16 protein-coding genes and 1 pseudogene are annotated in these 19,500 nt (G+C 63.6%); 7 read left to right on the forward strand and 10 right to left on the reverse strand.

The window, feature by feature from the left end; genetic code table 11:
• Positions 1–18 precede the first annotated feature (18 nt).
• Genes ACFULT_RS25115 through ACFULT_RS25135 form a run of 5 tightly spaced genes read right to left on the reverse strand, consistent with a single transcriptional unit; the run spans position 19 to position 6,071 of the window.
• The gene (locus ACFULT_RS25115) at positions 19–834 is read right to left on the reverse strand and encodes a CoA ester lyase (protein ID WP_037112639.1); all 816 of its coding nucleotides are present in this window, start codon (positions 832–834) and stop codon (positions 19–21) included.
• Positions 831–1,331 (reverse strand): MaoC family dehydratase, encoded by a 501-nt coding sequence (locus tag ACFULT_RS25120; protein WP_369597563.1) that lies wholly within the window; start codon positions 1,329–1,331, stop codon positions 831–833. Before ACFULT_RS25120 ends, ACFULT_RS25115 begins: the two co-directional genes overlap by 4 nt.
• Entirely contained in the window at positions 1,328–2,494 is a 1,167-nt protein-coding gene (locus ACFULT_RS25125; RefSeq protein WP_037112635.1) for an acyl-CoA dehydrogenase family protein, read from the reverse strand. Before ACFULT_RS25125 ends, ACFULT_RS25120 begins: the two co-directional genes overlap by 4 nt.
• Positions 2,491–4,488 (reverse strand): acetyl/propionyl/methylcrotonyl-CoA carboxylase subunit alpha, encoded by a 1,998-nt coding sequence (locus ACFULT_RS25130; protein WP_094720335.1) that lies wholly within the window; start codon positions 4,486–4,488, stop codon positions 2,491–2,493. Before ACFULT_RS25130 ends, ACFULT_RS25125 begins: the two co-directional genes overlap by 4 nt.
• Before the next feature lie 5 nt (positions 4,489–4,493).
• The gene (locus tag ACFULT_RS25135) at positions 4,494–6,071 is read right to left on the reverse strand and encodes a carboxyl transferase domain-containing protein (RefSeq protein WP_094720336.1); all 1,578 of its coding nucleotides are present in this window, start codon (positions 6,069–6,071) and stop codon (positions 4,494–4,496) included.
• A 116-nt stretch (positions 6,072–6,187) separates the two neighbouring features.
• Here ACFULT_RS25135 and ACFULT_RS25140 point away from each other — a divergent pair, with 116 nt between their 5' ends.
• Both ACFULT_RS25140 and ACFULT_RS25145 read left to right on the forward strand, forming a co-directional pair.
• Positions 6,188–6,802 (forward strand): TetR/AcrR family transcriptional regulator, encoded by a 615-nt coding sequence (locus ACFULT_RS25140; protein ID WP_378482840.1) that lies wholly within the window; start codon positions 6,188–6,190, stop codon positions 6,800–6,802.
• Between the two features lie 72 nt (positions 6,803–6,874).
• On the forward strand, positions 6,875–7,657 hold the full coding sequence (locus ACFULT_RS25145; RefSeq protein ID WP_094720337.1) for an IclR family transcriptional regulator: 783 nt from the start codon (positions 6,875–6,877) through the stop codon (positions 7,655–7,657).
• Here ACFULT_RS25145 and ACFULT_RS25150 read toward each other — a convergent pair.
• The 5 genes from ACFULT_RS25150 to ACFULT_RS25170 all read right to left on the reverse strand — a co-directional run bounded on the left by ACFULT_RS25150 (position 7,645) and on the right by ACFULT_RS25170 (position 14,035).
• Positions 7,645–8,634: a D-glycerate dehydrogenase gene (locus ACFULT_RS25150; RefSeq protein ID WP_094720338.1), complete on the reverse strand. Its 990-nt coding sequence runs from the start codon at positions 8,632–8,634 to the stop codon at positions 7,645–7,647. The genes ACFULT_RS25145 and ACFULT_RS25150 overlap by 13 nt on opposite strands.
• Positions 8,631–9,587 (reverse strand): hydroxymethylglutaryl-CoA lyase, encoded by a 957-nt coding sequence (locus ACFULT_RS25155; RefSeq protein WP_378482860.1) that lies wholly within the window; start codon positions 9,585–9,587, stop codon positions 8,631–8,633. The genes ACFULT_RS25150 and ACFULT_RS25155 overlap by 4 nt, the downstream gene beginning before the upstream one ends.
• Positions 9,584–10,789: a CaiB/BaiF CoA-transferase family protein gene (locus ACFULT_RS25160; RefSeq protein WP_094720357.1), complete on the reverse strand. Its 1,206-nt coding sequence runs from the start codon at positions 10,787–10,789 to the stop codon at positions 9,584–9,586. Before ACFULT_RS25160 ends, ACFULT_RS25155 begins: the two co-directional genes overlap by 4 nt.
• 68 nt (positions 10,790–10,857) lie before the next feature.
• Positions 10,858–12,312, reverse strand: a complete 1,455-nt coding sequence (locus tag ACFULT_RS25165) for a GntP family permease (RefSeq protein ID WP_378482861.1) — start codon at positions 12,310–12,312, stop codon at positions 10,858–10,860.
• Between the two features lie 175 nt (positions 12,313–12,487).
• On the reverse strand, positions 12,488–14,035 hold the full coding sequence (locus ACFULT_RS25170; RefSeq protein WP_378482841.1) for an acyl-CoA synthetase: 1,548 nt from the start codon (positions 14,033–14,035) through the stop codon (positions 12,488–12,490).
• Between the two features lie 265 nt (positions 14,036–14,300).
• Here ACFULT_RS25170 and ACFULT_RS25175 point away from each other — a divergent pair, with 265 nt between their 5' ends.
• From ACFULT_RS25175 to ACFULT_RS25195, 5 genes and pseudogenes are all read left to right on the forward strand, one after another.
• Positions 14,301–15,698: a 4-hydroxyphenylacetate 3-hydroxylase N-terminal domain-containing protein gene (locus ACFULT_RS25175; protein ID WP_094720359.1), complete on the forward strand. Its 1,398-nt coding sequence runs from the start codon at positions 14,301–14,303 to the stop codon at positions 15,696–15,698.
• 33 nt (positions 15,699–15,731) lie between these two features.
• Positions 15,732–16,923: pseudogene (locus tag ACFULT_RS25180) on the forward strand (thiolase family protein).
• A 13-nt stretch (positions 16,924–16,936) separates the two neighbouring features.
• Positions 16,937–17,767 (forward strand): SDR family oxidoreductase, encoded by an 831-nt coding sequence (locus tag ACFULT_RS25185; protein ID WP_378482842.1) that lies wholly within the window; start codon positions 16,937–16,939, stop codon positions 17,765–17,767.
• Positions 17,768–17,868: 101 nt separating this feature from the next.
• Positions 17,869–18,630: a 3-hydroxyacyl-CoA dehydrogenase gene (locus ACFULT_RS25190; protein ID WP_378482843.1), complete on the forward strand. Its 762-nt coding sequence runs from the start codon at positions 17,869–17,871 to the stop codon at positions 18,628–18,630.
• Positions 18,627–19,400 (forward strand): enoyl-CoA hydratase/isomerase family protein, encoded by a 774-nt coding sequence (locus ACFULT_RS25195; protein WP_378482844.1) that lies wholly within the window; start codon positions 18,627–18,629, stop codon positions 19,398–19,400. The genes ACFULT_RS25190 and ACFULT_RS25195 overlap by 4 nt, the downstream gene beginning before the upstream one ends.
• Positions 19,401–19,500: the final 100 nt, after the last annotated feature.

A 19,500-nucleotide genomic window follows, 5' to 3' on the forward strand; every position in this document is an offset into this window, starting at 1 on the left:
CTCTTCTACGCGCCGTCGCTACGAGAACGGAGAACGACGCGCCAGGATTCGTCGAGCATGGGTGAGCACTGGCGCGTCGACCATCTTGCCGTCCAGGCTGAACACACCGCGGTTCGACTGTACGGCGCCCAGAACTCGCTCTGCCCAGTCGATCTCGTCGTCCGTCGGCGCGAAGGCGCTGCGAATCACCGGGACGTGACTGGGATGGATGGCGACCTTGCCGTCGAAACCCACCGCAACGGCGTCGTCCGCCTCCTCACGCAGACCGTCGAGATCGGGGATGTCCAGATACACCGAGTCGAGCGCGAACAAGCCGCGCGCCTTCGCGGCGAGTAGAACCTGCGACCGGACATGCTGCGCCACAGTTCGATACGACCGGTCCGGTAACCGGCTGGAGCTGCCGCCCAGAGCAGCGATGAGGTCCTCGGCTCCCCACATCGCACCGACAGCGTTCTCGGCGCCCAGCGCACGGTGGCATTCGACGGCGCCGGTGGGTGACTCGAACAACGCGATCACATCGCGGGGAGCCAAGGCCGCTACGTCCTGCGGACTCTCGCATTTGGGCAGCATCACGTGGGTGTAGTCGGTTCTGTCCAGTGCTGTGAGATCCGCAGTGCAGTCGTCGGTGCCGTGCGCGTTGACTCTGACGATCGTCCTGGCCGGGTCGAGTGGGGCGGCAACCAGTGCTTCGCGTGCCGCAGCCTTGTCCGCCGGTGCAACGCCGTCCTCGAGGTCCAGGATGACGACGTCTGCGCGCGCAGCCGCTTTCTCGAACCGTTCCGGTCGATCCGCTGGGCAGAACAACCAGGCCGGACCGGGCGGCACCCAGTTCATGAACGATCCTCCGAGAGTGAGTCCGTGGCCGGCTTCATCCGAACCAGTGTCTTGCGGACAGCGACCACGACGACGTCGCCGTGCTGGTTTCGCCCGGTATGCGTGAACGTGACGATGCCCTCGCCGGGCCGGCTCTTGGACTCACGCTTGTCCGAGATCGAAGTCTCGGCGTACAGCGTGTCACCGTGGAACAGCGGCTTGGGGAACGTCACCTCGGAGAATCCGAGATTTGCCACGATGGTGCCTTGGGTCAGCTGTGCGACGGACAGGCCCACGACAGTGGACACCGTGAACATCGAATTGACCAACCGCTCACCGAACGATGTGCTCTCGCTGTACGCGGCGTCGAGATGCAGTGCCTGAGTGTTCATCGTCTGGGTCGTGAACAGCGTGTTGTCCGCTTCGGTGACGGTTCGGCCGGGCCGATGCTCGTAGGTGACGCCGACCTCCATTTCCTCGAACCACAGGCCTCGCTGCCGAATAGTTCTCCCGCTCACAGCCCCAGCCCCCGCGCGATCAACATCAATTGGACCTCGGTCGTTCCTTCGCCGATCTCGAGGATCTTGCTGTCCCGATAATGCCGAGCCACGACGTACTCGTTCATGAATCCGTATCCACCGTGGATCTGCGTCGCGTCTCGGGCATTGTCCATCGCAGCCTCGGAGGCGACGAGCTTGGCGATCGACGCTGCTTTCTTGAACGGTTTACCTGCCAGCATCAGTGCGGCGGCGTCGTAGTACGCGGTACGGGCGGTGTGTGCACGCGCTTCCATCCGCGCGATCTTGAACGAAATCGCCTGATTGCGTCCGATCGGTGCGCCGAAGGCCTCGCGCTCCTTCGCATACTTGACGCTCTCGTCGACACATCCCTGTGCCGCACCGACGGACACGGCAGCGATGGCGATACGGCCTTCATCGAGGATCTGCAGGAAGTTCGCGTACCCGCGCCCCTCGTCCCCGAGCAGGTTCTCCTCGGGTACGCGGACGTCGGTGAAGCTCAACGGATGTGTGTCCGACGCGTTCCACCCGACCTTGTTGTAGGCGGGTTCGGCGACGAATCCCGGAGTGTCGGTCGGCACGAGGATCGACGAGATGCGTTTCTTGCCTGTCGCCTCGTCGGTCCCGGTCACCGCGGTCACCGTCACCAGCTCGGAGATCTCGGTTCCCGAATTGGTGATGAACTGCTTGCTGCCGTTGATGATCCAGTCACCGCCGTCGCGTTTCGCGGTGGTCTTGGTGCCGCCGGCATCGCTGCCCGCTCCCGGCTCGGTGAGACCGAAGGCCGCCAGCGCCCTACCCGTGGTCAATTTCGGCAACCACTGTTGTTTCTGCGCGTCGTTTCCGAATCGGAACACGGGCATCGCTCCGAGGGACACCCCTGCTTCGAGAGTCATCGCGACGCTCTGATCGACCTTGCCGAGCTCCTCGAGGGCAAGGCAGAGCGCGAAGTAGTCGCCGCCCATGCCGCCGTACTGCTCGGGAAACGGAAGCCCGAACAAGCCCATGTCGCCCATCTTCGCCACGACGTCGTACGGAAACGAGTGCTGCTCGTCGTGTTTCGCCGACACCGGCGCGACGACCGTCTTCGCGAAATCGGCTACCGAGTCTCTGAGTTGGCGATACTCGTCCGGCAAGGACGACGACGACAGGTAGTCGGTCACGATTGCACCTCTGAATCTTCGTTGGGAGTGATGCGGGCGAGAACTTGGTCGACCTGAACCTGGTCACCGACCGACACCGCGAGTTCGACGGTTCCGTCGACCGGGGTGGTCAGGGTGTGTTCCATCTTCATCGCCTCCACGACGACGATGGCGGTTCCTGCGGTCACGACGTCACCGGCAATGACCTCGACTGCGATGACCGAACCGGGCATCGGGCTGAGGATCTCGGCGTCGTCCGAGTGGGCTTCCTCGGCGCGAACACTCGGCTCGGACACCGTCGAAATCGACCAGGTTCCGCGTGAACTTGAAATCCAGGTCGCATTCTCGGCGTGGGCGAATCGCGCAGTCACACGGTGCCCGTCGACGACGGTCACGATGGTGTCCGTTCGTACTTCGGCGTGCAGGGGCCTGGATGGCCCATCGCCGACGGCGACCTTCGCCGATCCAGGAACACCGGTGATCGAGACGTGCACTGCCGCTTCGCCTGTGGACAATCGCACAGTGAACGGCGCGTGCTCGCCCACCCGCCATCCGGTCGGGGACGACCAGATGTCGGACCCGGCGCCGGTCCACGTCTCGAGCCAGGAGACGGCTGCAGCCGCGATCAGCGCCTGATCCGGCACGGACTCAGGAGTGAAATCTTCCAGTCGGCGGTCCAACAGACCGGTGTCGAGCGTGCCCGCTCGAACGTCGTCGTCGGCAAGCAGGAATCGGGCGAACTCGATGTTGGTGACGACGCCCAGTACGGCCGTCTCCGACAACGCACGATCGAGTGTGCGCAGGGCGGTAGCTCGATCGGGCCCGTACGCAATCACCTTCGACACCATCGGGTCGTAGGCGCTTCCCACCTCGGTGCCGACGGCGAGCGAGGAATCGACCCGAACCCCGTCACCACCGGGTTCACGGAGCCCGACGACGGTGCCACCGGTGGGAAGAAAGCCGCGGCCAGGATCCTCCGCGTACACGCGGGTCTCGATCGCGTGACCGGTGAGAACGATGTCGTTCTGCTGCAGAGTCAGTACCTCACCTGCAGCAATACGAACTTGCCATTCGACGAGATCGAGTCCGGTCACCATCTCCGTGACCGGGTGCTCGACCTGCAAGCGGGTGTTCATCTCCATGAAGAAGAACTCGTCGGGGCTGTCTGCGGAGACGATGAATTCGACAGTTCCTGCGCCGGTGTAGTCGACGCTGCGGGCCGTGTTGCACGCCGCTTCGCCGATACGGGCGCGGGTCTGCGGGTCGAGTAGTGGCGACGGCGCTTCCTCGATCACCTTCTGGTGACGGCGTTGCAGGCTGCACTCGCGTTCCCCGAGATGAACGACGTTGCCGTACTGGTCCGCCAGAATTTGCACCTCGATATGTCTGGGCCGGAGGACGAACCGCTCGAGGAACAGCGTGTCGTCGCCGAACGACGACGCAGCCTCACGGCGCGCGCTGGCCAGGGCGGCCGGCAGATCTTCTGCTCGTTCGACCAGCCTCATTCCTTTTCCGCCTCCGCCTGCCGACGGTTTGACCAGCACCGGGAAGCCGATCTCGTCGGCGCCGGAGATCAAATCGGCGTCGGTCAACCCGGGCCGCGAGATGCCCGGAACGACTGGGACCCCGAACTCGGTGACGGCGTCCTTTGCCGTGATCTTGTCGCCCATCGCGGCGATGGCCGTGGCCGATGGCCCGAGGAATGCGATGTCGGCCTCCGCGCACGCGGCTGCGAACTCCGCGTTCTCGGAGAGGAAACCGTAGCCAGGATGAATCGCCTGGGCGCCTGTGCGTTCGGCTGCCTCGATCACGTTGCGGATCGACAGATAACTGTCCTTCGCTGCAGCTGGTCCGATGCGTACGGCGGTATCGGCCTCGGTGACGTGCCGAGCTCCTGCGTCCGCATCGCTGTAGACAGCAACGGAGGTGATTCCCATCGTGCGCAGGGTTCGAGCCACGCGGACTGCGATCTCACCGCGGTTCGCGATCAGTACGGTATCGATTCTTTCGACCATTTGTCTCACATCCTGAAAACGCCGTAGGAGACCGGTTCGAGCGGTGCGTTGGCGCACGCCGACAATGCCAGTCCGAGAACAGTTCTGGTGTCGGCCGGGTCGATTATTCCGTCGTCCCACAGCCTGGCCGTCGAGTAGTACGGGTTGCCCTGTGTCTCGTACTGGGCGCGAATCGGCGCTTTGAACGACTCCTGATCTTCTTCCGACCAGGGCTTGCCCGCCGCGTCGAGTTGGTCGCTGCGTACGGTCGCCAACACCGACGCGGCCTGCTCGCCGCCCATGACCGAAATGCGCGCGTTGGGCCACATGAACAGGAAGCGGGGAGAGTAGGCGCGCCCGCACATCGAGTAGTTGCCTGCACCGTACGATCCACCGATCACGACGGTCAACTTCGGAACGCGGGCACACGCGACGGCAGTCACCATTTTGGCACCGTGTTTGGCGATTCCACCCGCCTCGTAGTCGCGCCCGACCATGAAGCCGGAGAGGTTCTGCAGGAACACAAGTGGGACGCTGCGCTTGTCGCAGAGCTCGATGAAGTGGGCGCCCTTCATTGCCGACTCGGAAAAGAGAACACCGTTGTTGGCGACGATACCGACGGGATGACCGTGGATGTGCGCGAAGCCGGTGACGAGTGTCTTACCGTATTCGGCCTTGAACTCGTCGAACTCACCTGCGTCGACGACTCGGGTGATCACTTCCCGCACGTCGTACGGAGTTCGGGGGTCGGTGGGGACCACGTCGTACAACTCGTGCTGGTCTGCGATCGGTTCACGGGACGGAGCGACGTCCCACGGGCACGGCGTGCGAGGCCCGAGCGTCGAGACGATCTTCCGCACTCGGTCCAGGGCGTCGCGATCGTCCTCGGCCAGGTGGTCGGTGACGCCGGAGATCTTCGAATGCACGTCACCGCCGCCGAGCTCCTCGGCCGTGACGATCTCTCCGGTGGCAGCCTTCACCAAGGGCGGACCACCGAGAAAAATGGTTCCCTGATTCCTGACGATGACGGCCTCGTCGCTCATGGCCGGAACGTACGCGCCGCCGGCGGTGCACGACCCCATCACCGCAGCGATCTGCGCAATTCCTTTGGCGCTCATGGTGGCCTGATTGAAGAAGATGCGGCCGAAGTGGTCGCGGTCAGGAAACACCTCGTCCTGGCGGGGAAGGAACGCACCGCCGGAATCGACCAGATAAACGCACGGCAGCGTGTTCTGCAGTGCAATCTCCTGAGCGCGCAAGTGCTTCTTCACCGTCATCGGGTAGTAGGTGCCGCCCTTGACCGTTGCGTCGTTGGCGATCACGACACACTCACGCCCCGACACCCTGCCGATTCCCGCAATGACCCCTGCGCCCGGGCATTCGTCGTCGTACAGGCCGTTGGCTGCGAGCGGAGCGATCTCGAGGAAGGGGCTGCCCGGGTCGAGCAGCTCGTTCACGCGGTCGCGGGGGAGCAGCTTGCCTCGGGCAACGTGGCGTTCTCTCGACTTCTCGCTACCGCCGAGCGCGGCGCCGGCCAGGCGTTCGGCGAGTTCGGCGGTGAGGAGCTGGTGTTCTGCCCTGCTCGCGGTCGGTTCATGTGCCATATGGTGCGCGCCTTCGGTCCGATCGTGCGAAGCGATTGATTTCAGTTAACTAAAAATAACTGGAATGATAGTAAACTAGGATTAACCGAGTTGTCCAGGATGGGGGAGAGGAATCAGTGACGGAACAGACTGTGGTCAGCGAGTCCAAACCGGAAACGCTACGTGAACGCCGTAAGGCAGAACGGCGCGCGCAGTTGCTTTCTGCGGCCGCCGAACTGTTCGCCGACCGCGGTTTCGCATCCGTGCGACTCGAAGACCTCGGCGCAGCAGTCGGGGTCAGTGGGCCGGCCGTCTACCGGCACTTCCCCAACAAGGAGTCCGTACTCGTGGAGCTGCTCGTCGGTATTTCGGAGTACCTGCTCGAGGGCGGAAGGCGAGTAGCGAACCGTCAGCCTGCAGGTCGTGAGGTCCTGAATGACCTCATCGAATTTCATCTGGACTTCGCCTTCGAATCTCCGGCCCTCATCCGAATCCAGGACCGCGACCTGCAGAACCTCCCGGATGCAGCCCGGCGCAAGGTGCGTCGGATGCAGCGCGAGTACGTGGAGCTGTGGGTTGCGCAACTGAGGGTCCACGACGAGGCGCTCAGCGAAATCGATGCTCGTACACAAGCTCACGCAGTCTTCGGGTTGATCAACTCGACTCCGTACAGTGCGGGGCGCACACGATCCAAGAACGTGCGCCCACTGCTGCGGGGAATGGCCACCGGGGCGCTGGGAATCGACGGGTGAGGCGCACGAATGCGGACCGCTACTGCGATTCGGATGTGTCGGACCGTAGGCATATCGGGATACATTTGAATTGTGAGCACGGACAACTCCTCGGGATCCAAGCAGCAACCCTTGCTCGTTCTGGGCAAGATCACCGAAATCCTCGACGCTTTCTCCTTCGATCGTCCGTCGCTGACGCTCGGTGAAATTCAGCAGGCCACCGGTCTTCCGACGTCGACCGTTCAGCGTCTTGTCACCAACCTGGTGCAACAAGGGTTTCTCGATCGAAGCGGCGACCGAATTCGGATCGGCGTGAGGATGTCCTATTGGGCCGCCACTGCAGCCAAAGATCTCGATGTTCTGTCCATCGTCACCCCGATTCTCAAGAACCTACGTGACGAGACAACGGAGACCACGTGCTTCTTTCGGGCCGAACAGCACTATCGGGTCTGTGTGGCGTTGGCGGAAACGCGACATCCGCTCCGGCGAGACATGTACGTAGGCAAGATCGCTCCGCTGAACGCGGGCTCGGCGGGACGCGTGCTTCTCGCGTACGACGACGACTTGGCGGAAGAGATCCTGGCACAGGATCTTCAACCGGTGACGGATCTGACGGTGACCGAACCCGACGTTCTTCGGGAATTGCTGCGGAAGACCAGATCCGACGGTTACGCGATCACGACTGGCGAGCGAGACACAGGAGCATCCGGATTGTCGGCGCCGGTGTTCAATTCCGCGGCCGACATCATCGGGGCCGTGTTGATCAGCGGACCCACTCTCCGGATGCCCCTGTCGAAATGCGAGGAGTGGGTGGATCTGCTGGTCTCGCACGCCGAGCAGATCACCCGAACTCTCGGTGGTCGCTACCCGGCGTGAGGCCACGCATCAGGGTTGACCGGATGCGGAGGAAGGACGCCGCTGACCATCGCGGCGGCGTTCTCGGCGCACAACCTGGCCATCTCCGACCGCACCGATACCGTCGCGCTACCTACATGGGGGAGTAGTACGGCGTTCGGGAGCTCCGCGAGACCCGGCGCCAGAGCCGGCTCGCGTTCGAACACGTCCAGTCCTGCAGCGGCGATCGTTCGGTTACCGAGCGCCTCCACGAGCGCGGTCTCGTCCACAACGGGACCACGAGCTGTATTGACCAGAATCGCCGAGTCCTTCATCGCCTTCATCACGTCGGCGTCCACGAGGTGATGCGTCGCGTCGGTCAGCGGAACGTGAAGGGACAGAAAATCACTCGTCGTCACCAGCTCGTCCCACGTGACATGCTCGACGCGGCCCGCGAATTCACCGAGTTCGGCGTCGCTGACGTCTCGATCCGACGGCGGACGTGGGCAGAACTTGACCTGCATACCGAAACCGAGTGCGCGCCGTGCCGTCGCGCGCGCAATCCGGCCGAAACCGGCGAGGCCGAGAACCCGCCCGGACACGTCCGTGCCGAGCATGAACTCAGGGGCCCAGCCGGTGAAGCCTCCGGATCGCACGAGGCTGTCCGCCTCCACTGCGCGGCGTGCCGTCGACAGCATCAGAAGCAACGCGATGTCTGCGGTGGAGTCGGTCAGCACACCAGGAGTGTTTCCGACGGTGATGCCGCGTGCCGTTGCCGCTGCCACGTCGATGTTGTCGAATCCGACTGCGTAATTCGATATTCCGGTGAGCTTGGCCGATTCCAGCAACTCGGCGTCGAATCTGTCGCGAAGTTGGGATACGACTACCGAGTACTCACCCGACGCGCATCTCTCGACGAGCCCCGCGTGATCGAGTGCGAGCACCTCGACCTCACCGGCCGCAGCGAGAATGTCCATCCCGGGAGTGGGGATAGGCGTCGTGACGAGAATCTTGCTCATACGACCCACTCGAACGGGTTGACGGATCCGGTGCCTTCCGAACGGTCGCTGCGGCTCGAGCGTGCACCCTGCACCGTCTTGGACCGCATAGGTTCACCGAGCTCGGCAAGCAGATTCTCCGATAGCTCGACCATGGTGGCCAGTTTATCGGGGTCGAACCAGTCCGGGCGAGTCGCGAAGAGGATGTCCTCCGTCGAGGTGTTTCCGCTCGCGCCGGGTGCGAACGGGCACCCTCCCAGACCACCGAGGGACCCGTCGACCAGAGTGGCCCCTGCAGTGATCGCGGCGAGTGTGTTCGCCACTCCGAGACCCCATGTGTCATGACCGTGATAGACGATGCGGCGCTGCGGGGACTCGGCAGCGACCCGCTCGACGAGCGACGTCACCTGGGCGGGGACAGCCTGTCCGAGAGTGTCGCAGATGACGATGTCGACCGAACCGGCCGTTCTGTCGTCGTTGGCGATGGACAGAACACGATCCTCCGGAACGTGGCCGTCGAACGGGCACGTGAACGACGTTGCGATACACAGCTCGATCTTGCCGCCGACCGACTCGGCGATCGCGGTGGCATCGGGCATCGCGGCGATGGACGTCTCTGTCGAACGGCCGATGTTGGCCTGGTTGTGCGCATCGGACGCCGACAGGCAGTACTGGAAGTTGCGCGCGCCGGCCGCCGCCGCCTTCTCGACGTGCCGTGGCGTGGCGACCCACACCCAGCATCGCTCCAGTTCTTCGGGCGTGAGTTCGCCGATGAGTTCGAGCGTTCCCGCCATGGGGGGAACCTTGTCCGGCCTGGCGAGAGAGCCCAATTCGATCTCCGGCACGCCCAGAGCAATGAGCTGGCGGGTGATGTCGAGCTTCCGTGCGACGGACAACAGTTTGCCTGTCAGCTGGAGCCCGTCGCGCAACGTGACGTCTCGTAGTTGCGCTGTTGGAGTGAACTGGTACATCAGGCGCCGATCTCTTCGTTTTCTCTACCCAGGAGGTCTTTGAGTACTTCTGCAGTGTGTTCACCGAGTTCGGGGCCGACGGATCGAATCGGCAGCGAGGTGCCGCCGATGACAGGGACGATGCCCACGAAACCCACGTTTGTCGGCTCGCTCTCACCGGTGTCGACCCGAAAGTTCTGAATCATGTTGCGCGCGTTGTATTGCGCGTCGGCCACGACATCGGCGGCGGTGTAGATCGGGCCGGACGGAACGCCGGCTGCGTCGAGGAGCATCAGCGCGTCGTCGCGTGAGTGGAGCCCGGTCCAGGCGCTGATCGCGGCGTCCAGCTCGTCGCGACGCTTCCATCTACCGGCGTTGGTCTGGAGATCGGGATCTGCGCCCAGGTCGGGCCGATCGATCGTCTCCATGTAGCGCTGGAAGATGGCGTCACCGTTGCCCGCGATGATGATGGAGTGACCGTCGTTGCACGGGTACGCGTTCGACGGGGCAATACCCTCCATGCGGCCTCCGACGCGTTCGCGTTCGACTCCGTAGGCAAGATAGTCCGGAATCAGCGATTCCATCATCGACAGAATGGATTCGTTCAGTGCCACGTCGATGGACCGCTGTGTCAGGGACAGGGCGGATTTCGCAGTCTGACGTTGGAACAGGGCCATGACGCAGCCGAACGCCGCGTACAGGCCTGCGATCGAGTCTCCGATCGAGACTCCGACGCGCACCGGTGGCCGGTCCGGATCGCCGACGAGGTTGCGGAAACCTCCGTACGCTTCGGCGACTGCGGCGAATCCGGGGCGCTCGGACATGGGGCCTGTCTGTCCGAACGCGGAGATTCGGGTGACGATGAGGTCGGGGTTCTTCCGACTGAGAACCTCCGGCGAGATCCCCCATTTCTCCAGTGTCCCCGGACGGAAGTTCTCCAGCACGATGTCGCACTTCGCGGCGAGATCGATGACGTCCTGTCGACCTTGGTCGGTGCGAAGATCGAGAACGATGGATTTCTTGTTGCGATTGATGGTGCGGTAGAGCATCGAGGTGGTGCCCGAGTACAGGCGCCAGTTGCGGAGCTCGTCGCCGGTGTCCGGTCGCTCGACCTTGATCACCTCGGCGCCGAAATCGGCCAGCATACGGGCTGCGGTCGGTGCGGCGATGTAGTTGCCGAGTTCGAGCACCCGTACCCCGCTCAGTGGTAGATCTCGGTCGGTCATGGTGTTCCTTTCGGTACTCTGCCCTGCATTCTCGTCGGGTGCACGGTCTGTGGGGGTCGTGTGGGCGCTCACAGTACGAGGCTCATCGGCATGATCAGCAGGAGGGCGATCACGGAGGCGACGGACACGCCGACGGAGCACGTCTTGAGTGTTCCGCGGGTTGTCTGTCCCATCAGCGACTGCAGAAGCCAGAAGGTGTTGCTCGTGACGTGAACCGCGAACAACGAACCGGCGCCTGCCGCAAGGGCGATGAAGACGGGGTCGAGTCCGATCAGCGGAGCGACAGGGGCGAGGATTCCGGCCGAGGTGATGGCGGAGATCGTCACGGAGCCGACTGCGATGTGCAGTGCAGCGGCGATGACCCACACCATCAGGAGTGGCGCTGCGGTGCTCGCGGTGAAGTACCGACCCAGGATCTCGCCCAGTCCTGCTTCGTTGATGACTGCTGCCAACGATCCACCGACACCGGTGAGGATGAGGATCTGTCCGCTTTCGGCGAATCCTCGGGCAAGTGCCCTCTCGACGCGCTGCTGGCCTACGTGGTAGCGGCCGATGAGGCACGTTCCGACCAGGCCGAAGAGGAGAGCGATGACCGGGCTGGCCACGAACTCGACAATGGGCTGCGAGAGCTCGGCGACCTCGAAGACCGCACCGGTGGCGATCAGGACGAGCGCAAGAAGCAGCGGCGAGAGCAGCACGACAAGGCGAGTCTGCTTCTCCTGGCGCACCTTCTCCGCGACACCGACAGCAGCCGAACCGCCGCCGGCGGAAGTGCTTTCGCTCGACGTACCGGTACCTTCCGTGGCAGGCGTTCCACCCAGCTCGTCGTCCGAGTCGGCACCGTCCACCGGTCCGACCGTCTCGTCGATGACCGCGACCTGCTCCTCGTCCTTCTCCTCGTTCCACCAGCCGTGGCGGAAGACGAACGACATGATGGCAACCGAGAGTACGACGACGGGGACGATGAGGATGAGTCCGTAGATCATCATCTTGCCGAGAGGCACACCCAGCAGGCCGGCGAGGGCGAGGGCGGCGACGCCAGGAACCATGAACACGATGCCGCACTCGAGTGCGATGGCCAGCGCCGTGGCCATCCGGGCGGTGCCGTACTTGCCGATCTTCGGCCCGAGGTTGCGGGCGAGCGGTGCAGAGATGACGAGTAGTACATCGAGGAAAATGGATTGAAGTACGGTCGCGATCGTGAGCGACAAGGCGTACGGCATTCGCTTCGGGCCGAAGGTACGCAGCAGCGTGCCCACCAGCCGTTGAATTGCGTTCATCTCCTGAAGCACGGAGCCCATGAGGACTCCGAAAGCGATGAGGAGGCCGACTTCGGCCATGATCTCGCCGAACCCGCCGGCGATGGTGTCGACCGTCTTGTCCACGCCCAGCTTGGTCGCGAGGCCGAGATAGGCGGCGCCGAGAACCAGCGAAACGACGGGGTTGAAACGAAAGCGAACGATGAAGACAACGACCGCCAGTACTGCTATGGCGGTGTTGAGCACGATCCACATGTCGGACATCGGTTGGTCTTCCCACGAGTTGTGAGTGGCGTCATGAGAGATCTCGGCTGTGACGTGCCACACTGTCACTCACATTATGGGCATACATTTACTTCGTGAGCAAGAGCGGGTCCGGGCAACGACGCAATCAGATCAGCGTGCGCGGGTGGGGGCTCGCCGGGTGGAAGCATTCGGATCAACCGAGTACGACGTTGTCGTACTTGCCCCTCAGTTCTCCCTTCACGAGCTTGCCCGTCGGTGTACGCGGAAGTTTCGAGGTGAACACAACGTGGCGTGGCACCTTGTACCGTGCCAATGAATCTCGCGCCACGATCAGGATCGACTCGGCCAGTTCGTCGGAGGATTCGACGCCCGGTAGCAATTGGACGACGGCGAGCACCTGCTCGCCCATCTCCGGATCGGGCACTCCGATCACAGCAACGTCGAGGATGCTCGGATGCGACGCGAGAACGTTTTCGATTTCCTGTGGGTAGATGTTCACTCCACCGGAGATGATCATGAACGTTGCTCGGTCGGTGAGAAACAGGTAGCGATCCGCGTCCAGGTAGCCGACGTCCCCGGTAGTGGACCAGTTCTCGTGCTGCGGGTGCTGTGCGCTCTTCGTCTTGGCCGGGTCGTTGTGGTACGCGAACGGCATGACGTCTCGCTCGAAGTAGACGTCGCCGATCTCACCGGGAGGCAGGACCTGGCCGTCGGGGCCACAGATGCGCACGTTGCCCAGAAACCCGTCCTGACCGACCGAACCGGGCTTCCTCAGCCACTCGGCGGACGTGATGCTCGTCAATCCGGCCAGTTCGGTGGAGGAGTAGTACTCGACGAGAATCGGCCCCCACCACTCGATCATGGCTCGTTTGACCTCGACCGGGCACGGCGCCGCCGCATGGATGGCCACCTGCAGTGTCGACAAGTCGTACTTCGCCCTTACCTCGTCGGGAAGTTTCAGCATGCGTACGAACATGGTGGGCACCCACTGGCTGTGAGTCACTGCGAACTTCTCGACGTAGGACAGCGCGCGCTCGGCATCGAATTTCCCCATCACGACGACGGTTCCGCCGAGAGCCTGCACCGCAGCGGCAGTACGAAGAGGAGCGGCGTGGTAAAGCGGTGCAGGCGAGAGATAGACAGTGTCCGAATCCACACTCCAGATCGTCGACGCCAACGTGGCCATCGTGTCACCGGGTTCTTCGATCTGCCGATTCGGAAGTGACGGCTCGATACCTTTGGGCTTACCGGTGGTTCCCGAGGAATAGAGCATGTCCGCGCCGCGGGGTTGATCGGCGGGAGGCTCGTCCGACAGGCCGACGATTGCGTCGTCGAGGTCGTCGAAGCCCGGAACCGTACCCCCGAAGGTCAGGCGGATGTCCACGCCCTCGACCAAGTCGGACACCGTTGTCGCGGTGTCTCCGAGTGCAGCGGACGTGATGACGGCGCGTGCTCCGCAGTCATCGATTATGTACGCCATCTCGGCGGGGGTGAGATGGCGGTTGACCGCAGTGATGTACAGGCCCGACCGGAGTGCAGCCCAGTACACCTCGAACACCCTGGCCGTGTTGTCGCTGACGAGCGCGATGTGGTCGCCTTCGCGAAGTCCGGCGTCGTGCAGATACCGAGCAATGCGGACGGACTGGGATTCCAGTTCGGCAAAGGTCACTGTGTCGCCGGATTCGGCCATGACGACAGCAGGTTTGTTCGGCTGGGTCGCTACGTGGGCCCCGGGATACATGGCTTTCCTTTCGCTGAACGGTTACCGTTCGATCGTTCAAACCCTACCAACGAAGTGAGCCGGCGAACCGGGAAACGCCGTCGCCGATCGAACCGACGACTGCTTGATGTTCAAGTGTGGGAGGGCTATTCGTTCACCCGGCGCACCCAATTCGTTGACACTCGAGCAAGGCTCTGCCAAGCTGAACAAAATCGAACGATTGAACGGTCCTCGAATTCAGGTAGTCGTGTGCCGTTCACGTGTCACGACCCGAGAGGCTGCATGGATGGGCATTCGCACAGCAAGTCAGTATCGCGAGGGCCTGCGCGACGGCCGCAACGTCGTGTACCAGGGCCGGAAGATCGACGACGTCACGACGTTCCCGGAGTTCGACACGGCGATCTCTCACTCGGGGCTTGCGTACGACATCGCGGAACTGGAACCCGATCTCGCCATCGCCGACGACGGGCAGGGACCGTACACCGCCTTCTATCGCGTGCCACGCACCGCCGAGGACATCGAGCGCCGCGGGAGACTGATCGAAAGTGTGTGCACACTCGGGACCGGCACGATCGTCTTGAAAGAGGTCGGTAGCGACGCGTTGTTCGGTCTCCTGCGGGCTCTGTCCGGTGAGGGGCTGGAGAACGCAAAGTCGTTCTACGAGCACTGCTGCGCGAACGACGTCGCCATCGCGGTCGCGCAGACCGACGTCAAGGGCGACCGTATGCTCGCTCCACATCAACAGGCCGATCCCGACCTGTACCTCCGCATCGTCGACGAGGACGCCGACACGATCACAGTTCGCGGCGCGAAAGTGCACACCTCCTTCTCCGCGAATGCCGACGAAATCCTGGTCCTGCCCACACGCGCCATGGGTCCCGCGGACGCGGATTATGCACTCAGCTTCGCCGTGCCTGTGGATACACCCGGGCTCACCCTGTACGTCTCGCCCTATCTGCACGGCGACAGGGACGAATTCACCCACCCCCTCTCGTCGAAGCACAAGCTTTTGGAGAGCCTGACCGTCTTCGACGACGTTCGGGTCCCGAAGAATCGCGTGTTTCTCGCTCGGCAACCCGAACTGGCAGGTCCGCTCGCGATCGCCTTCGTCGACTACCACCGATACACGGCTATCCACTACAAGTTGCCTCTGCTCGACCTGCTCGTCGGATCGGCGACGATGATCGCGGAGGCCAACGGCATCTCCAAAGCCGGTCACGTGAAAAGCAAGTTGACGGAGCTGATCTCGTACACCGAGACCGTTCGAGGCTTCGGCCAGCTCGCCGCGATCCGATCCACGCAGGGCGACAACGGCGTTCAGCTGCCCGACCCACTCTCGGTGAACATGGCCAAGTACCACTTCGCACACGGATTCCATGCGGCGACCGCAGCTGTTCTCGATCTCGCAGGCGGATTGGTGGCCACAGGTCCCGGCGCGGGTGACTGGGCGGACCCCGACACCCGCAAGGTCCTCGAGAAGTACTTCGCGGCAGCAGTTCCGGCCGAACAACGACTTCGGCTGATCAATCTGATCGGGGATCTGTGCACTGGAAGCTGGGGTGGGTACCAGGCGGTACTCGCTACTCACGCAGAAGGTTCGGCCGAGGCCGAAAAGATGCAAATCGCACGGTCTTTCGATGCATCCAGAGCTCGGCGCTACGTGTCCGAGCTTCTCGGTTTCTGATATCTCCTTCACCCGAGCGAGGAATTCATTCACATGAGAACAGCTGTGATAGTCGACATCATCCGCACACCGTCGGGCAAGGGCAAGCCCGGCGGCTCGCTGTCATCGGTCCACCCAGCCACCCTTCTCGCCGACTTGTTGGCAGAGCTGGTTCGCAAGCACGATCTCGATCCGGCCCTCGTCGACGACGTCATCGCGGGGTGCGTCACTCAGTCCGGTGAGCAAGCCGTGAACATCGCCCGTACCGCGGTTCTGGCTGCCGGATTCCCCGAATCCGTACCGGCCACGACCATCGACCGCCAGTGCGGATCCAGCCAGCAGGCCGCAGCATTCGCCGCTCAGGGAGTTGCGGCGGGTGCATACGACATCGTGATCGCCTGCGGCGTCGAGTCGATGAGCCGAGCCCCGATGTTCTCGAACGTCGGCGGAGCCGATCCCACCGTGGGCCCGCTGAAGGCGCGATTTCCCGACGGGCTCGTGTCACAGGGCATCGGAGCCGAACTGATCGCAGCGCGGTGGAAGTTCGATCGCGAGGAACTGGACGCATATGCTGCCCGTTCGCACCGGCTGGCGGCCGGGGCAGCCGAACGTCTGCAGACAGATCAGATCGTGCCCGTCAGGACGACGGACGCATCAGGAAACGACGTGCTGGTGAGCGTCGACGAGACCGTTCGGTCGTCCACCACTGCAGAGTCGTTGGCATCACTCCCCTCGGCGTTTCGCACCGACGAGATGTCCGCCCGATTCCCGGAGATCGACTGGTCGATCACAGCCGGAAACTCCTCGCCACTGACCGACGGCGCGTCGGCGGCTCTCATCATGAGCGAGGAGAAGGCGTCGGCGCTCGGATTGACCCCCCCGCGCTCGGTTCCACAGCTTCAGCGTTGCCGGTAGTGATCCGCTCCTGATGCTGACCGGTCCGATTCCGGCAACCGAGAAGATTCTCGCCAAGTCGGGTCTGACGCTCGACCAGATCGACGCGTACGAGGTCAACGAAGCGTTCGCGCCGGTTCCGTTGCTGTGGCAGAGCCACTTCGACAGCGACCCCGAGCGCCTGAACCCCGCAGGCGGCGCGATCGCGCTCGGGCATCCCCTCGGAGCCTCCGGCGGTCGACTCCTGGCCTCGATGCTGACCTACCTGGAGCACACGGCCGGTCGGTACGGCCTGCAGACCATGTGCGAAGGCGGCGGTATGGCCAACGCGACGATCATCGAACGAATCTGACGGAGGAACCATCATGATCGACCTACGCTTCGACGGACTCACCGCGGTGATGTCCGGTGGCAGCCGCGGAATCGGCTTGGCCATCGCCACTCAGCTGGCGAAGGGTGGGGCCAACCTGGTCCTGCTGGCCAAGACCGACAACCCGGACCCGAGGCTTCCCGGGACCATTCACTCTGCCGTCGAACAGATCGAGGCCGCGGGAGGTAATGCCGTAGGAGTCGTCGGAGACGTACGCATCGACGCCGACGTCCAGCGAGCTGCCGAGACTGCGGTGGACACGTTCGGCGGAATCGACTTCTGCATCAACAATGCGAGCGTGCTGAACCTCGCCAAGACCGAGGACCTGCCGCTCAAACGGTTCGACCTCATTCAGCAGGTCAACGTGCGCGGGACGTTCGCGCTGACCCAGGCGTGCCTTCCGCACCTGAAGAAGTCCGACTCCGCGCAGGTTCTGACTCTGTCTCCACCGATGAACATGTCGAACGAATGGTTGGGCAAACATCCCGGGTACATGCTCGGGAAGTACGGAATGACTTTGCTGGCACTCGGTTTCGCAGCCGAGTTCGCCGAGTTCGGTGTCGCGAGCAACTGCCTGTGGCCCGAGACCACGATCGCGACCGCTGCCGTCGAGAACCTGCTGGGCGGAGAAGAAGGAACGTCTCACGCGCGCGATCCGCAGATCATGGCGGACGCAGCGGCGCTGCTGCTCGCTCACCGCCCGAGCCGCCGAACGGGACGAACGACCATCGATGTCGACGTACTGGCCGAGGCCGGAGTCACCGACCTGCAGCAGTACGGGGGAGTCGAACCACTCGACTACGACATCTTCGTCGACCCACGCTGAACATCGCCCCGTTCCGACGGGGCAGCATCGCGCGTCGCACACGATCGAATCGGACTCATGACGGACGGCATTCGTCGTGGACATGGAACAGGAGCTCTTCGTTGAAGACCGACAACATCATCGCTCTCGTCACGGGAGGTGCGTCCGGTCTCGGACTGGCCACCACCGAGGCGCTCGTAGCTGCGGGAGCCCATGTAGGCATCCTCGACCTGCCCGGATCCCCCGGCGAGGCCGTCGCGCAAGCGCAGGCGGGATCCGTCACGTTCCTTCCCGGAGACGTGACCTCGACCGAGGACGTGTCGCAAGCACTCGACGTACTGTCGGAGCAGGGACCGCTCCGTGTCGTGGTGAACTGCGCAGGCGTCGGCCCTCCCGGCAAAGTCCTCGGAAAGAACGGCCCGCTTCCGCTCGAGGACTTCGAACGTATCGTTCGTATCAACCTCCTCGGCACGTTCAACGTCATTCGCCTTGCTGCAGAGAGGATTGCGACCACGGACAGTGTCGACGGCGAGCGCGGTGTCATCGTGAACACGGCGTCCGTGGCGGCCTTCGACGGCCAGATCGGTCAGCCTGCCTACGCGGCGTCCAAAGGCGGCATCGTGTCGATGGCTCTCCCCATCGCCCGTGAGCTCGCGCGTCACCAGATCCGTGTCGCGACCATCGCACCCGGAATCTTCGATACACCGCTCCTGAAGACGCTGCCGGAGGACGCGCGGGCATCCCTCGGTGCGCAGGTGCCGCATCCGTCTCGGTTGGGTGACCCGGAGGAGTTCGGCGCGCTCGTACGCCACATCGTCGAGAACCCGATGCTGAACGGTGAGGTCATCCGCTTGGACGGCGCCATCCGTATGGCACCACGATGACCGACGCAGTCGTCGAAGGGCCGGTGACGTTCTCGACAGACGGCGCGCTTGCTCGCATCCATCTCTCGCGCGGCGCCGCGTCCAACTCCATTGACACGGATCTGGCCGAGGCGTTCGAACGAGCGGTCGAGAATGTCGCCGCGAACCCGTCGGTCCGCGTGGTCCTGCTGAGCGGAGACGGCAAGAACTTCTGTGCGGGTGGCGATGTGCGCCAGATGGCGGCGGCGGAGGACACTGCCGCATTTCTACGCGGTCTGGCCGGTGTGGTTCACCGGGCACTGGCGAAGCTTCACACAGTGCCGGTCGTGGTCGTTGCTGCCGTACAGGGCTCGGCCGCGGGTGCAGGGCTCGGCCTCGTTCTCGCTTCCGATTTCGTCGTCGCTGGACCGTCGAGCACGTTCGCTGCGGCGTACGCGGGCGTGGGTCTGTCTCCGGATTGCGGGGTGTCCGCGCTGCTTCCGGCGGTCGTGGGCGCACGCAACGCTGCTCGGATGTTGCTGACATCCCGCGTCGTCTCCGCCCAGGAAGCGCTCGACACGGGCCTGATCACCGACCTCGTGGACGATTCCGACATCACCACCCGCGCGGAAGAACTGGCCGCGACCCTCGTTGCCGGTGCCCATCCAGCACTCGGGGAAACACGGCGGCTGATGCGCAGGGCGATGGCATCGTCGTATCAGGAGCATCTGGATCAGGAGGCCGACACGATCGCCGAGGTCAGCACGTCCGACGATGCCCAACGCCGTATCGCTCGCTTCGCTGCCACATGATCGATTGGTCCGAAAGCGGAGTGCTACCGCGAGATAATCGACAGGACGGAGCAGTCCGGCCCGGTGTTGCCCCTGTCGCTGTTCAGCGATGGTGAACGGC

This window comes from Rhodococcus sp. NPDC057297 (assembly GCF_042667435.1).
Lineage (GTDB): Bacteria > Actinomycetota > Actinomycetes > Mycobacteriales > Mycobacteriaceae > Rhodococcoides.

Bases quoted from the DNA above. Each gene is read 5' to 3' on its own strand.
- ACFULT_RS25115 (WP_037112639.1), bottom strand. From the start codon at position 834: ATGAACTGGGTGCCGCCCGGTCCGGCCTGGTTGTTCTGCCCAGCGGAT.
- ACFULT_RS25130 (WP_094720335.1), bottom strand. From the start codon at position 4,488: ATGGTCGAAAGAATCGATACCGTACTGATCGCGAACCGCGGTGAGATC.
- ACFULT_RS25165 (WP_378482861.1), bottom strand. From the start codon at position 12,312: ATGTCCGACATGTGGATCGTGCTCAACACCGCCATAGCAGTACTGGCG.
- ACFULT_RS25195 (WP_378482844.1), top strand. From the start codon at position 18,627: ATGACCGACGCAGTCGTCGAAGGGCCGGTGACGTTCTCGACAGACGGC.
- ACFULT_RS25175 (WP_094720359.1), top strand. From the start codon at position 14,301: ATGGGCATTCGCACAGCAAGTCAGTATCGCGAGGGCCTGCGCGACGGC.
- ACFULT_RS25160 (WP_094720357.1), bottom strand. From the start codon at position 10,789: ATGACCGACCGAGATCTACCACTGAGCGGGGTACGGGTGCTCGAACTC.
- ACFULT_RS25185 (WP_378482842.1), top strand. From the start codon at position 16,937: ATGATCGACCTACGCTTCGACGGACTCACCGCGGTGATGTCCGGTGGC.
- ACFULT_RS25170 (WP_378482841.1), bottom strand. From the start codon at position 14,035: ATGTATCCCGGGGCCCACGTAGCGACCCAGCCGAACAAACCTGCTGTC.
- ACFULT_RS25135 (WP_094720336.1), bottom strand. From the start codon at position 6,071: ATGGCACATGAACCGACCGCGAGCAGGGCAGAACACCAGCTCCTCACC.
- ACFULT_RS25150 (WP_094720338.1), bottom strand. From the start codon at position 8,634: ATGAGCAAGATTCTCGTCACGACGCCTATCCCCACTCCCGGGATGGAC.